General features: G+C 75.1%; 12 protein-coding genes and 1 pseudogene. 8 read left to right on the forward strand and 5 right to left on the reverse strand.

Translation table 11 applies throughout. The features are described 5' to 3' along the window. The 4 genes from EDJALFJO_RS05550 to EDJALFJO_RS05565 all read right to left on the reverse strand — a co-directional run. On the reverse strand, positions 1–866 hold an 866-nt coding region (locus EDJALFJO_RS05550), incomplete at its 3' end, for a multicopper oxidase domain-containing protein (protein ID WP_158220295.1). A gap of 307 nt (positions 867–1,173) precedes the next feature. Further along, positions 1,174–2,007 (reverse strand): bifunctional 2-polyprenyl-6-hydroxyphenol methylase/3-demethylubiquinol 3-O-methyltransferase UbiG, encoded by an 834-nt coding sequence (locus tag EDJALFJO_RS05555; protein WP_088283036.1) that lies wholly within the window; start codon positions 2,005–2,007, stop codon positions 1,174–1,176. A 58-nt stretch (positions 2,008–2,065) separates the two neighbouring features. Then, positions 2,066–3,673, reverse strand: a complete 1,608-nt coding sequence (locus EDJALFJO_RS05560) for a methyl-accepting chemotaxis protein (protein WP_088283038.1) — start codon at positions 3,671–3,673, stop codon at positions 2,066–2,068. A 136-nt stretch (positions 3,674–3,809) separates the two neighbouring features. Then, the gene (locus EDJALFJO_RS05565) at positions 3,810–4,739 is read right to left on the reverse strand and encodes a cation diffusion facilitator family transporter (RefSeq protein WP_198950036.1); all 930 of its coding nucleotides are present in this window, start codon (positions 4,737–4,739) and stop codon (positions 3,810–3,812) included. Positions 4,740–4,973: 234 nt separating this feature from the next. Here EDJALFJO_RS05565 and EDJALFJO_RS05570 point away from each other — a divergent pair, with 234 nt between their 5' ends. The 5 genes from EDJALFJO_RS05570 (at position 4,974) to EDJALFJO_RS05590 (ending at position 10,008) form a co-directional block, all read left to right on the forward strand. Then, positions 4,974–6,626, forward strand: coding sequence for a sensor histidine kinase KdpD (locus EDJALFJO_RS05570; protein WP_088283040.1), 1,653 nt, complete (start codon positions 4,974–4,976; stop codon positions 6,624–6,626). Between the two features lie 103 nt (positions 6,627–6,729). After that, positions 6,730–7,347, forward strand: coding sequence for an AAA family ATPase (locus tag EDJALFJO_RS05575; protein ID WP_088283042.1), 618 nt, complete (start codon positions 6,730–6,732; stop codon positions 7,345–7,347). A 95-nt stretch (positions 7,348–7,442) separates the two neighbouring features. Further along, positions 7,443–8,486, forward strand: coding sequence for an NAD(P)-dependent alcohol dehydrogenase (locus EDJALFJO_RS05580; RefSeq protein ID WP_088283044.1), 1,044 nt, complete (start codon positions 7,443–7,445; stop codon positions 8,484–8,486). 111 nt (positions 8,487–8,597) lie between these two features. Continuing rightward, entirely contained in the window at positions 8,598–8,972 is a 375-nt protein-coding gene (gene trxA, locus EDJALFJO_RS05585) for a thioredoxin (protein ID WP_088283046.1), read from the forward strand. 127 nt (positions 8,973–9,099) lie between these two features. Further along, positions 9,100–10,008 (forward strand): 3,4-dioxygenase subunit beta, encoded by a 909-nt coding sequence (locus EDJALFJO_RS05590; RefSeq protein ID WP_088283048.1) that lies wholly within the window; start codon positions 9,100–9,102, stop codon positions 10,006–10,008. 37 nt (positions 10,009–10,045) lie between these two features. Here the strand turns inward: EDJALFJO_RS05590 and EDJALFJO_RS05595 are convergent, their stop codons facing one another. Then, positions 10,046–10,534 (reverse strand): CoA-binding protein, encoded by a 489-nt coding sequence (locus tag EDJALFJO_RS05595; protein ID WP_088283050.1) that lies wholly within the window; start codon positions 10,532–10,534, stop codon positions 10,046–10,048. Between the two features lie 95 nt (positions 10,535–10,629). Between EDJALFJO_RS05595 and EDJALFJO_RS05600 the strand changes: the two genes are divergently transcribed. The 3 genes and pseudogenes from EDJALFJO_RS05600 to EDJALFJO_RS05610 form a co-directional block, all read left to right on the forward strand. Then, the gene (locus EDJALFJO_RS05600; RefSeq protein WP_088283052.1) at positions 10,630–12,339 is read left to right on the forward strand and encodes an alkaline phosphatase D family protein; all 1,710 of its coding nucleotides are present in this window, start codon (positions 10,630–10,632) and stop codon (positions 12,337–12,339) included. Between the two features lie 59 nt (positions 12,340–12,398). After that, positions 12,399–13,331, forward strand: coding sequence for an oxygenase MpaB family protein (locus EDJALFJO_RS05605; protein ID WP_088283054.1), 933 nt, complete (start codon positions 12,399–12,401; stop codon positions 13,329–13,331). Positions 13,332–13,636: 305 nt separating this feature from the next. Further along, positions 13,637–13,816, forward strand: a pseudogene (locus EDJALFJO_RS05610) (hypothetical protein); the annotation flags it as partial.

Here is a 13,816-nt window from a genome sequence, read left to right on the forward strand (position 1 = left end):
AACCAGAAGAAGCTCTGCTTCTCCCGGTCGTCACCGCCCGCCGGCCAGTTGAGGTAGAGGTTGTCGCACCACTCGCCGGGCCGGTAGCCCTGGTACCTCGGACCGTAGTTCATCGTGTAGTGCGGGTTGCCGTCGCTCTCGGGAGCGGTGTGCGCGTTGTGCAGGTGGGTGAGGAACGACCAGTCGGGCGCCCCGAAGTCCTGCCGGTCCAGGCCCCACGGGTTCTCGTCGAGCCGGTTGCGGAAGCGGATGACGACCGGCTTGCCGTACTCGGCGTTGACCATCGGCCCGGGGAACGTGCCGTTGAAGCCGTAGATCGTGCTCTGCGGCAGGGTGCGCACCGTGCCGGCGGGGTAGGACGCACCGTTGGAGTCGAAGGAGACCGTCGGGTTGCCGGCCGAGTCGATCGGCAGGACCTTCGAGGACGTGAACGAGTGGCCGCGCACGAGCAGGTCGAACTCGTAGACGATCGGCTCGAGACCGGGTGTCGCGCCAGGGGTCTCGTCGCACCACATCTGGTGGGTCGAGTCCGGCGAGGACGCCTGCTTGTCCTTGCGGGGGGACTCCGCCCACGACTTCCACGTGGAGGCCGGCGTCGGCTTGGCCGCCTTCGGGATCGTCAGCGCGTCCTTGAACGGCTCGAGGATCAGCGGGCTCGTCGGGAAGTTCTCGATGTAGACCGAGTCCGACCAGGCGACGGCTGCTGCCTCGAAGAGGCCGTTCCGGTTGAGCCAGCCCTTGTCCGCGAGGTCGGGGGTTGCGATGATCTTCGCGGCGGCCATCCCGGTCGCGGCCGTCCCCGCCGCGCCGAGCCTGAGCATCGTTCGCCGGGAGACCCGGCCGTGGTTCGTCGACACGTCCGTCATGACGTTCGCCCCTCTGAAACCGCCGGCGCGCCCGCACCGACGTACTCCCGCGCGGCCGGCCGGCCACGCGTCGCCCATTGGTCTCTAAGATCCTTGGGGCGAGGGGTACCTGGGCAGCCCCGATCGGGGGAGACGGGTACGCCGAGTTGTAGGGGAGTCGACCCATTACGGAGAGCGACAAACCGCAGGTCGCGCCGCATGGAGGATGCAGTCGCTAGACCGTTCGGTTGACCCTGACCCCCTCATCTGAGGGGGTCGGTGGCGGCCCCACCAGATGTGCCAGGTGAACGGTTTCAGGTTTCCCGGTTCAGGCTTTCGTGGCCTGCAGCGTGTAGGTCATCGGCAGTCGCCAGCGGCGGTCTGTCAGCCGGAACTCGCCGAGGTCGTCGGCGACGGTCCGGCCGGGGACGGTGTCCCACGGTGCGCTGTCGTGCTCGACGAGCATCGTCAGCGCGAGGCCGTGCCGGTGCAGCGCCGTGACGATCTCCCCGAGCCCGTGGTTCCACTCGTGGGTGACGTTGCGGGTGAAGGTGCGGTCGGTCTGCACGTAGGTCCCGCCGTCGTCCCAGACGACCGGCTCGTCCCGCTCGAAGTACGGGTGCTCGACGACGAGCAGCCCGTCGGGGCGGGTCTCGTCGATGCTCCAGAGCATCGGGTGGCCCTCGCGGAGGAAGAGCCGGCCGCCGGGGCGCAGCAGCCCGGCGACGACGCCCGCCCAGCGGTCGATGTCCGGCAGCCAGCACAGCGCACCGATGCCGGTGTACACCAGGTCGAACCTGCTGCCCCCCAGGGCCTGCACCGCGTCGTGCACGTCGGCCTCGACGAACGGGACGTCGAGGCCGAGCGCGGCGGCGAAGCCGCGGGCCTGCTCGACCGCGGCCGCGCTGAAGTCGAGGCCGGTGGCCCGGGCGCCGAGCCGGGCCAGCGAGACGGTGTCGGTGCCGATGTGGCACTGCAGGTGCACGACGTCGAGACCGGCGACGTCGCCGAGCCGGGGCAGGTCGAAGCGGACGACGCCGCTGAGGAACGCCGGGTCGTCGGAGAACCGGACCAGTGCGTAGTCGGGGGACTCGGCGTGCGCGGGCACCCGCTCGTCCCAGCTCGCACGGTTGAGGTCGAAGGACGCGCGGCGGTCGGTCACGCGCCCACTGTGCCAGGGCTGCAGCGGTTCTGCCGCACGGGTTTACGGGCGCACGGGTTCACCGGCCGGTGCCGTCGAACCGGAACGCCGACACCAGGTCGCGGACGTCGCCCGCGAGCTGCGCGAGGTCGGCCGCGGAGCGCTGCGTCGCCGCCGCACCGCGGGACGTCGACCCGGCGACGTCCGCGACCCCGGCGATGGTCTCGGCGATGGTCCCCGAGCCTGCCGCGACGTCCGAGACGCTGCGGCTGATCTCGGCGGTCGTCGCGGACTGCTCCTCGACGGCCGCGGCGATCGTCGCCTGGATGTCGCTGATCTCACCGACCACGTCGGTGATCTCGGCGATGGACCTGGTCGCCGTGGTCGTCGTCACCTGGATCGCCTCGATCTTCCCGGCGATGTCCTCGGTGGCCCGGGCCGTCGCCTGGGCGAGGTCCTTGACCTCGCTCGCGACGACCGCGAAGCCCTTGCCGGCCTCGCCCGCCCGGGCGGCCTCGATCGTCGCGTTGAGCGCGAGCAGGTTCGTCTGCTCGGCGATCGCCGTGATGGTGCGCAGGATCTCGCCGATCTCGGTGCTCGCCTGGCCGAGCCGCCCCACCGCCCCGCTCGTCTCGCCCGCCGTGCGCACCGCGCCGCTCGCGACGTCGGCGGCCTGCGACGCGTTGTGCGCGATCTCGCGGATCGACGCGCTCATCTCCTCGGTCGCGGCGGACATCGCCCCGACGCCGCCGGAGACCTCGCCGGCCGACGCGCTGACCTGCTCGGCCCGTTCGAAGGCGACGGTCGCGTTCTCCTCGAGCTCGCCGGCCACCCCGGTGAGCTCCTGGGCGGCGGACGTCAGCGTCGTCGAGGCGTCGTCGAGGGCGCGCATGGTGCCGCGGACCCCGTCGAGCGCCTCGGCGAGGGCCCGGCCCATGGCACCGATCTCGTCCCCGTGCGCGGTGTCGACGTCGACGGTGAGGTCGCGGCCCGCGACCGCGCGCAGCGCCGAGACCATCCTCGACACCGGGACGGTGATCGACCGGGCGATCCACAGCGTCGCGGCGGCCATCGCGACCATCCCCACGACGAGGGCGAGGACGACGACCTGGCGCAGCCGCGACAGCCGGTGGGCGAGGTCGGCCGACGCCGCAGCCGACGCGGCGGACACCTGCTCCTCGACCGCCTTCGCGGTCCGGTCCACCGCGGCGACCCGGGCGTCGTCGTCCAGGAGGGCCGACGGCGCCGTCGGCGACGCGGGGCCGAGCTCCGCGAGCCGTGGCATCGCATTCGCCGCGGCGTCGAGGTAGCTCGCCATCGCGGCGCGGTAGGCGGTCGTCGACCGCGCGAGGTCCGCGGGCACGTCCTTCTCGAGCGCTGCGATCTCGGCACTGATCCGTGTCGTCGTGCCGCGGGCCTCCTCCTGCCCGGCGACCGCCTCGGCCTGCGCCTGCTGGGTCTGTGCGAGGAGCGCCGAGCGGGTCGCGGTCTGCGAGGCGCCGTGCTGGACGTCCGCCTCGACGACGAGGACGTGCAGGTGGTCCATCCGCTCGACGGTGGCCGAGGCGGCAGCGACGGCAGCGGCCTCGACGAAGGCGGCGACCCCGATCGCCAGGGCGACGGACACCCCGACCACGCCGAGCACGGTGAGCCGCCAGCGGATCGGCAGGGCGCGGATGTCGGGCACGGACGGACCTCCCGGTGCGTGCGCGCGACCGGTGGGGCGTGCCGGCCGTCGGCAGGAGGCAGGAGGGGGCCTGCCCCTGTCCTGGAGATCGGTGCGGACGACCGGCGGCTGAAGCGGTCGTGCGGGTGACGGGCCGTCAGCCCCGGGACGTCACGGCGGGCGTGCCTGCGGGCTCCAGGTGGGTCGTGACGTCGAGGTCCTCGAGGGCCGCGCCCAGGGTCGCCTCGACCTCGTCGGCGAGGTCGTGGGCCCGGGCGACCGTCCAGCCACCGGGGACGAGGATCTTCAGGGACACGAACCGGTGCCGGCCGGAGACCCGGCTGCGGACGTCGGCGAAGTCGATCTCGGGGGAGCGCAGGCCGTCGAGCGCGGCGGTCACCCGGGCGAGGTCCTCCGGCGGCAGCGCCGCGTCGAGCAGCGACACGACGGACTCGGAGACGAGGCGGTAGCCGGTGACGAGGATGTTCACCGCGACCAGCGCCGCGATGACCGGGTCGAGCCGCTGCCAGCCCGTGAGCGCGACGACGAGGACGCCGGCGATGACGCCCACCGACGTCCAGACGTCCGTGAGCAGGTGCTTGCCGTCCGCGCTCAGCGTCACCGACCGGTGCCGGCGGCCGGCCCGGACGAGGAGCACGCCGACGACCCCGTTGAGCACCGAGGCGACGGTCGAGATGACGAGCCCCAGCCCGACGCTCTCCAGCGGCTGCGGGTCGAGGAACCGCTGCACCGCCGTCACGAGGATGACCCCGGCGGCGACGAAGATCATGACGCCCTCGGCGCCGGCCGAGAAGTACTCGGCCTTCCCGTGCCCGAAGTGGTGGTTGTCGTCCGCGGGGCGGGCGGCGACCCGCAGCGCCGCGAGCGCGATGACGGCGGCGACGAGGTTGACGCCCGACTCGGCGGCGTCCGACAGCAGACCGACCGACCCGGTGAGCAGGTAGGCGCCGGTCTTCAGCGCGATCGTCGTCACCGCGACGGCGATCGAGAGGTAGGCGTAGCGCGCCAGGTCGGGCGAGGCGCCCTCGCGCTCGGCCCCGACGCGCGGGAACTGGATCGGCTTCACGGCGCACCAGCCTGTCAGACGGCAGGGGGATGCTCGCCGCAGAGGTCCCGGGTCACGACGAGTGGTGACCTCAGGTGGTCGAGCAATCACATCTGGGAATCATGGTGACTCGGTTGACAGTGCCTGTCACAACTGGTGATGTTTGGGCGGCTACCCGATCACCAATGGTAGTCGTTTGATATAGCAGAGTGACATCGACTGCTGAACTCGTCGGCCCCGGGAGGGCTAGCAGCTGTGGAAGCACGCACCGCGTCCCACGACGTCGCAGGACCCGTCAGGTCTGCCGGGCCCGGCATCGGGGCGAAGATCTCGGTCGTCGTCGCGGGGCTGCTCGTGCTGCTCGTCGTCGCCGTCCTCCTCCTGCTGCAGCAGGTCGCGGCGACCTCGGCGGCGTACGGCCGGCTCGTCGCGGACGAGGTCGCCGACGCGCGGCTGGCGCAGCAGCTGCGGCTCGCGCACGAGGAGCAGGGCCGGGCCTGGCAGGACCTCGTCCTGGCCGGCACGGACCCGCAGGCCCTCACCGCACGGACGGCGACCCTGCGGGCCCGGGCCGCGCGGGCCGACGCGCTCGCCGCCTCCCTGGCCGGGCGGGTCGACGACCCGGCGGGCCGGGCGGACCTCGACGCGGCGCAGGCCGCGCGGGCCGAGCTCGTGCAGGCCTACGACCGCGAGCTCGCGCTGCTCGTCCGGACCCCCGCGCGCGACGTGCGCGTGGCCGACGAGGCCGACGCCGCCGTCCGCGGCCCCGACGTGCGGGCCGCCGACCGGCTGGCCGCGGGCGCGGCGCGGCTGGAGACCGTCGTCGGTGAGCGGGTCGCCGCCCGGGACGCCGCCGTGGCCCGGCAACGCCAGCTCGTCGTCCTGCTCGGGGGTGTCGGGGTGGTGGCGCTGCTGCTGCTCCTGGTCGTCTTCGTCGTCCGGGTCGTGCGCCCGATCCGGAGCGTCACGGCCGCGGCCCTCGAGATCGCGCGGGAGCGGCTGCCCGAGGCCGTCCGGCGGATCGCGGCGAGCGAGGACGGCGACCCGCCGCCGGCCCTCGAGCGCGTCACCGTCGCGACGGGCGACGAGCTCGCGGACCTCGCGGCCGCCCTCACCGGGCTGCAGGACACGGCCGTCGGGCTGGCCGTCGAGCAGCACCGCCGCGAGCGGGAGTCCGCGGACATGCTGCTCAACCTCGGACGCCGCAACCAGGCCCTCCTCGCACGCGTGCAGTCCCACGTGACCGACCTCGAGCGGGTCACCCAGGACCCCACCGTCATGGCGGCGGCCTTCCGGATCGACCGGGCGACGGCCCGGGTGACCCGCAACGCGGCGAGCATCCTCGTCCTCGCCGGTGCTCCGCCGGCTCCCGCCCGGGCGCAGCCGGTGCCGCTGGCCGAGGTCGTCCGCGCCGCGCTCGCCGAGATCGAGGAAGGCGTCCGCGTCGAGCCGCACCAGCTCGAGGAGGCCGCGGTCCCCGGCACCGTCGCGACCGACCTCACCCATCTGCTCGCGGAGCTGCTCGAGAACGCGACGACCTTCTCCTCGCCCGTCAGCCGGGTCGTCGTCGCCGGGGTGCGCGTCCCCGAGGGCTACCGGCTGCGCGTCGTGGACCAGGGCATCGGGATGACCCGCGACGAGCTGGACCTCGCGAACTCCCGCATCCTGCGGGCCGACGCGCAGGTCGGGGCGGCCCGGCTGCTCGGGCTGCACGTCGTCGGCCGGCTCGCCGCGCGGCACGACGTCGAGGTCGTCCTGGAGGCCTCGGCCGGCCACGGGATCACCGCCTCGGTGCTCGTCCCGCAGGGCTGTCTCGTGACCGGGGGGCAGGCCGGCGGCCCGCCCGTCGTCCTCGACGTCACCGCATGGGACGGCGCGGGCGACGGCGAGCCGAGGCGCCGCTCCTGAGGGACGGGGCGCCCGTTCCGCGCGGACCGGGCGGAACGCGCGGAACCCCGCGGCCCGCCGGCCGTTGGACAGGGTGACCGAGCCTTCCGACCGAGGGGGAGCGATGCCCGCGCTGCTCGACCGGTCCGGCCCTGCGCCCCCGGCGCCCGGGCGCCTCGCCGGAGCGCCGGACCTCGTCGTCGTCGGCGGGGTCCCCGGAGCCGGGAAGACGACGGTGCTCGCACGAGTCGCCGCCCGGCGGGACGGGGTCCGCGTCGTGGACCCGGAGGGTCACCGGGCCCGGTTCGCGGCGACGCTCGGGCGGGTCCTGCCGTACCGGGCCTACCGCCCGCTCGTGCACACCCTGCACGCCGTGACGGTCGTGGGCCTCGTCGCCGCCGGTCCGCGGGCGCTGCGGGCGCGGGCGCTCGTCGTCCACGAGCCCGCGACCCGGCCGCGCCGCAACGCGCTCGTCGTCCGGCTGGCCCGCGCCCGGGGGTGGCGGCCCGCGCTCGTCTACGTGGACGCGGCCCGGGCGCAGGCGCTCGCCGGCCAGCACTCCCGGGGGCGGGTGCTCGACCCGCAGTCCTTCGACGGGCACTGGGAGCGGTGGTCGGAGCAGCGTGACCGCTACGTGTCCGCCGACCGCCGCGGTGCCGGCGTCGACGGCTGGGACCGGGTGCGGGTCGTGCGCCGGGAGGACGCCGAGGCGCGGCTGCGCGCGCTGCTCGCCGGGCGGTAGCGGGTTAGGCTCGCCGCAGTCCACCGTGCGAGAGCACGGGGCCGAGGCCGACGGCGTCCTCGCCCGCCCGACGTCCACCGTTCCAGGAGCCCCCTGTGCTGACCGTCAAGGCCATCGCCGCGCCCAGCGCCACCGAACCCCTCGTCCCGACGACCGTCGAGCGTCGCGACCTCGGCCCGCACGACGTCCTCATCGCCATCCACTACGCCGGGATCTGCCACTCCGACATCCACACCGCGCGCGGGGAGTGGGGCCCGGCGGGGTGGCCCATCGTCGTCGGCCACGAGATCGCCGGCGTCGTCGCCGAGGTCGGCAGCGACGTGACCCGGCACGCCGTCGGCGACCGGGTCGGCGTCGGCTGCATGGTCGACTCGTGCCGCGAGTGCGACAACTGCCGGCGCGGCCTCGAGCAGTACTGCGCACAGGGGAACATCGGTACCTACGGCAGCGTCGGCCGGGACGGCCGGCCCACCGCAGGCGGCTACTCGACGCACATCGTCGTCACCGAGGACTTCGTCCTGCGGATCCCCGAGGGGCTCGCGCTCGACGTCGCCGCCCCGCTCCTGTGCGCCGGCATCACGCTGTACTCCCCGCTGAGCCACTGGGGCGCCGGCCCCGGCAAGAAGGTCGCGATCGTCGGTCTCGGCGGCCTCGGTCACATGGGCGTCAAGATCGCGCACGCGATGGGTGCCGAGGTGACCGTGCTGTCGCAGTCGCTCAAGAAGCGCGAGGACGGTCTGCGCCTCGGGGCGGACCACTACTACGCGACGAGCGACCCCGCGACGTTCGAGAGTCTCGCGGGCACGTTCGACCTCATCGTCAACACGGTGTCCGCGAACCTCGAGATGGACGCCTACCTCGGGCTGCTCGCCGTCGACGGCACCCTCGTCGAGGTGGGCGCCCCCGAGCACCCGATGCCGGTCTCCGCGTTCGCGCTCATCCCGGCCCGGCGCAGCCTCGCGGGCTCGATGATCGGCGGCATCCCCGAGACCCAGGCGATGCTCGACTTCTGCGCCGAGCACGGCCTCGGTGCCGAGATCGAGGTCATCTCCGCCGATCGGGTCAACGAGGCGTGGGACCGGGTCGTCGCCAGTGACGTGCGCTACCGGTTCGTCATCGACGTGGCGACCCTCGCCTGACAAGGCGCCACCCGCACCCCCCTGGGAATATACCCAGGGGGGTATGGGTTCGGGTGGACGGAGCACCCGTCCCGGACCCACCGGGTCCGCACCCGTGAGGAGAGCACGCGCATGGCGACCGTCGACCTGACCGAGGCCACCTTCGAGCAGACCGTGACCGGCGAGGGGATCGTCCTCGTCGACTTCTGGGCCGCGTGGTGCGGCCCGTGCCGGATGTTCGCGCCCGTCTTCGAGGCCGCGAGCGAGAAGCACGCCGACATCACCTTCGCCAAGGTCGACACCGAGGCCGAGCGGGTCCTCGCCGGGAGCCTGCAGATCAGCTCGATCCCCACGCTCATGGTGCTGCGCGACGGCGTCGTGCTCTACATGGAGCCGGGCGCGCTGCCCGCGCCGGCGCTCGAGCAGCTGGTCCAGGCGGCGCGCGACGTCGACATGGAGCAGGTGCGCCGCGACCTGGCCGACCGTACGGAGCCCGCGACCCGCTGACCGCGGCTCACAGCGGGCCCCCAGGTCGCACCCAGCAGGGCGCCAGGGCTGCTCACCTAGTTTCGTCGTGCCCGGCCGGAGGACGGCCGGGCGTCCACCACGACGCACACGGAACGAGGGCCCACCGATGACCACGACCGACCCGCGCTGGACCGACGCGAACGGCCGCGAGATCGACGAGGAGGACCGTGGCCTCGGCTACGACGTGCAGACCCTCGTGGACCGGCGGCGCCTCCTCGGCCTCTTCGGGGGCGTGAGCGCCGCCGCCCTGCTCGCCGCGTGCGGGTCGTCGTCGTCCGGGTCGTCGTCCGGGTCGTCGCCCGGCGCGACGGGGGCCGCGTCCTCGTCGTCCTCGTCGTCGGGCGCCTCGTCGTCGTCCTCGTCGTCGTCCTCGTCGTCGTCGTCCACCGGGCTCACGGAGGTGCCGGACGAGACGGCCGGTCCCTACCCGGGCGACGGCTCGAACGGCGTGAACGTCCTGGACGACTCCGGGATCGTCCGCAAGGACATCACGTCGAGCTTCGGCGCCTCGACGACGAGGGCCGGGGGCGTCCCGCTCACGGTGCGGCTCACGGTGCGGGACACCGCCACCGGCGACGCGCTCACCGGCGCGGCCGTCTACCTGTGGCACTGCACCGCGGACGGCAACTACTCGCTCTACTCGCAGGGCTTCGAGAGCGAGAACTTCCTGCGCGGCGTCCAGGAGGTCGACGCGAGCGGCACCGCGACCTTCACCACGGTCTTCCCGGGGTGCTACAGCGGGCGCTGGCCGCACATCCACTTCGAGGTCTACGGCTCGGCGGACGACGCGACGACGGCAGGCCCGATCGTCAAGACCTCGCAGATCGCCCTGCCCGCCGAGACGTGCAGCGCGGTCTACGCGACGACCGGCTACGAGGCGAGCGTCGCGAACCTCGCGGGGACCAGCCTGGCCGCGGACAACGTCTTCGGCGAGGACGGCGGCATCCACCAGATCGCCTCGATGGCCGGCGACGCGGCGAGCGGGTACACGGCCTCGCTGACGATCGGGGTCTGACGGCCGCGGGCGGACCCGCGGACCCCGCGGACCCGGGTCAGGCGTGCGCGGGCAGACCGCCCGTGGGGCGGAGCATCCGCCGCATGACCCGGTGGCCGAGGTCCGAGCAGCCGTCGAACATGAGCGGGCAGCCGCCCGCCACGACGAGCAGGCCGGCCTCCCGGCCGATCCGGGCGGCCTCCTCGTCGACGCTGCCGGCGCCGAGGCCGCGGTGCATCCAGACCATGCCGATCCCGAGCTCGATGCACCGGCGCACCGTGGCCTCCGCCCGCTCCGGGCTCGTCCCGACGACGACCGCCTCCACCCCGCCGGGGATGTCCCCGAGGTCGGCGTAGCACGGGTCCCCCTCGACGGTCTGCGCGTTCGGGTTCACCGCGAAGACGGTCCACCCGCGGTCCCGCAGGCGGGTGTACACGGCGTTGCTGCCGTGCCCCTGCGGTGCGTGCGAGACGCCCGTGACGGCGATCCTGCGGGCCGCGAGGAACCTCGTGGCCGCCTCGTCCAGAGCAGCAGTGCGAGAACTCATGCCCCGATCCTCGCCGCCGGGCTGCCCCTGCGGCCCGGGACGGACGTCGTCGCCCGGACGGGCGCGGCCCCCGCGCTTCGTGTAGGACGGTCCTCGTGCCCGTGCTGACCGTCGGACCCGTGCTGCGCCACGTCGGGCCCACGCACGCCACGGTGTGGGTCGAGACGGACGCGCCCTGCACCGTCGCCGTCGCGGGCCACGAGGCCCGGACGGTCACCGTCGAGGGCCACCACTACGCGCTCGTCGTCGTCCGCGGCCTGCGGCCCGGCACGGTCACCGAGTACGACGTCCGGCTCGACGGCGAGGCCGTCTGGCCGCCGCCGCCCGGCGCCGGCGAGCGGGCGTTCCCGCCGAGCCGGATCCGCACCCTGGGGCACGACGGCCCGGTCCGGGTGAGCTTCGGCTCGTGCCGGTACGCGACCCCGCGGGCGCTCACCGGCGCGGCCTCCTACGGCCCGGACTCGCTCGACGCGCTGGCGCACCGGCTCGCGGCCGCGGTCCGGTCCGGGGTGGACGACGTGTGGCCCGACCTGCTCCTCCTGCTCGGCGACCAGGTCTACGCCGACGAGACGACCGACGAGGTGCGCCGCCGGATCCGCGAGCGCCGCGGCGGCGACAGCGAGCCGCGGGGCGAGGTCGCGGACTTCGAGGAGTACACCTGGCTGTACCGGGAGTCCTGGTGCGACACCGAGGTGCGCTGGCTGCTGTCGACCGTCCCGACGGCGATGATCTTCGACGACCACGACGTCCACGACGACTGGAACACCTCGGGGGCCTGGCGCCGGGACGCCGCGCAGGAGCCCTGGTGGGCCGAGCGGATCGTCGCCGGGCTGTCGTCGTACTGGGTGTACCAGCACCTGGGCAACCTCTCGCCCGACGAGCTCGACGCGGACCCGACGTGGTGCGCCGTCCGGGACCTGCCGCCCGGGACGGACGCGGGGCCGCTGCTGCGCGCGCTCGCCGTGCGCGCGGACGCCGAGGCGGACGGCGCCAAGGGCTACCGCTGGTCGTTCCGGCGCGACCTCGGGCCGGTCCGGCTCGTCGTCCTCGACTCGCGCTGCGGCCGGATGCTCGACGGCGACCGGCGCTCGATGCTCAGCGACCCGGAGTGGGAGTGGGTCGGCCGCCAGCTCACCCTCGCGCCCGGGGACGGCGTCGAGCACGTGCTCGTCGGCACCTCGCTGCCGTGGCTGCTCGCGCCGGCGCTGCACGACGTGGAGGCGTGGGACGAACGGCTCGCGGCCGACCGGCGGCCGCGCCGGGCGGAATTCGGCGAGCGGCTGCGCCGCGGCGCCGACCTCGAGCACTGGGCGGCCTTCGGGGAGTCGTTCGAGCGGCTCGCGGACCTCCTCCACGGGCTCGCCCGCGGCGCGCGCGGCCCCGCCCCGGCGACGGTGAGCGTGCTCTCCGGGGACGTCCACCACTCCTACGTCTGCCGGGCGCACTGGCCGCAGGGGCCCGGACCGGCGCTGTCCGCCGTCCACCAGGTGACGTGCTCGCCCCTGCACAACCGGGTGCCGACCCCGATGCGGCTGGCGTTCCGGCTGGCCTGGAGCGGCGCCGCGCGGCGCACGGCCCGCGCGCTGCTCGGTGCCGTCGGCGGGGCGCCGAGGCCCTCGCTCGCCTGGGACCTCGTCGCCGGGCCGCACTTCGGCAACGCGCTCGCGACGCTCGTCCTCGCCGGGCGGCGGGCGAGCCTCGTCGTCGAGGGCACCACACCCGCCCCGGGCGGCGACCCGGGCGCCGGGCCGGGGCTGCGGGTCCTGGCCGCGACGGACCTGTCCGCCGGCGGGCGGGGCGCCTGACCGGGCGGTCCGCCCGGCCCCGTGTGGCGGACCGGCCCGCGGCCCGGCACCGTGGAGGCATGCCGGACCTGCGCTCCCTCGTCTCCGCGCCCCGCCGCGCCCTCTCGGCCCGCGTCGGCGCCGGGCTGCGCGGCATCGTCAGCGGGGACGCCACCGGGACGCCGCAGTGGGTGCCCGACATGAAGGACGGCGACGACGCGGGCTACTTCGGCCCGGGCTCGGCGGTCTGGGCGGTCCACGGCGACCTCGCGACCCTCGTGGGCGGGATCCGCGCGCTCCTCGTGCAGGCGCTGCACCCGGCGGCGATCGCCGGCGTCGACCAGCACTCGACGTACCGGGCCGACCCGCTGGCCCGGCTCGCCGGCACGACCCGCTGGCTCACGGTGACGACGTTCGGCTCGCGCGCCGCCGCGGACCGCGAGGCGGCCCGGGTCCGCGGGATGCACCGCAAGGTCCGCGGCACGTACGACGCGGGCGACGGCGTCGAGCGGCCCTACCGGGCCGACGAGGAGCGCCTCCTGCTCTGGGTGCACGCGGCCTTCACCGACTCCTTCCTCGCCGCCCACGAGGTCTTCGCCGGTGACATCCCCGGCGGTGCCGACGCGTACGTCGGCCAGTGGGCGACGGCCGCCGAGCTGGTCGGCGCGACCGCGCCACCGCGCAGCCGGGCCGACCTCGACGCGTACATGGCCGACGTCGCGGGCGACCTCGCGGCCACCGAGGTGACCCGGCGCACCCTCGAGTTCCTCCGCCGGCCGCCGCTGCCCGTCGCCGCCCGAGCCGGGTACGCCGTCCTCCTTGCGGGGGCGGTCTCGACCCTGCGTCCCGAGCACCGCGAGCTCCTCGGCCTGCCCGACGGCGGGGTCCGGGTGCCGCGGGCGGCGACGGGCGCGCTCCTCACGACGCTGCGCACGCTGTTGTCCGACGGGCCGCCCGCGGCCGGTGCCGCCCGTCGCCGGCTCGAGCGGCTCGAGGGCGCCACCAGCGCTTGACGGTGCCCGTCCGGGCCTGTGCCCGGTCCGGCCGCAACCCGTTCGGCCGCAACCCGTTCGGCCTCAGGCGGCCGGGCACCGAGGGTGCCCGGCCGGCGCCGTCCAGGCGCCGAGCGGGTGGTTCCCCGTGACCGTCGGCCATCCTGCGCGCCCCGGCGTTGGTACCACCGGGCGACGCGTCCCCGGGACCGTGCAGCCCTGCGCCGCGGCGGCCGACAGGTCCTGGGTCGGGCGGACGACGGCGTCCTGCCTCGTCCGGCCGGCTCCGGACCGGGGGAGCCGACACGTCGTCAGGAGGCGCCGCGATGGGCGCGCAACCGCAGGGACGCACCACGAGCATCCGCCGCACGGCCCTCGTCGGGCCGGTCGTGGCGCTGGGGGTCGCCGCCGCGCTGCTCGCCGCCGTCGCCGGGCCGGCCGGTGCGGCGCCCACGTCGTCGACGACGGTGCCGACGACGGTGCCGACGACCGAGCCGACGACGGCC

The organism is Kineosporia sp. A_224 (assembly GCF_002198655.1).
Classification (GTDB): Bacteria; Actinomycetota; Actinomycetes; order Actinomycetales; family Kineosporiaceae; genus R-H-3.

Excerpts from the sequence above, each read along its gene's own strand:
- EDJALFJO_RS05595 (WP_088283050.1), bottom strand. The coding sequence starts at position 10,534 with ATGAGTTCTCGCACTGCTGCTCTGGACGAGGCGGCCACGAGGTTCCTC.
- EDJALFJO_RS05605 (WP_088283054.1), top strand. The coding sequence starts at position 12,399 with ATGCCGGACCTGCGCTCCCTCGTCTCCGCGCCCCGCCGCGCCCTCTCG.
- trxA (WP_088283046.1), top strand. The coding sequence starts at position 8,598 with ATGGCGACCGTCGACCTGACCGAGGCCACCTTCGAGCAGACCGTGACC.
- EDJALFJO_RS05575 (WP_088283042.1), top strand. The coding sequence starts at position 6,730 with ATGCCCGCGCTGCTCGACCGGTCCGGCCCTGCGCCCCCGGCGCCCGGG.
- EDJALFJO_RS05590 (WP_088283048.1), top strand. The coding sequence starts at position 9,100 with ATGACCACGACCGACCCGCGCTGGACCGACGCGAACGGCCGCGAGATC.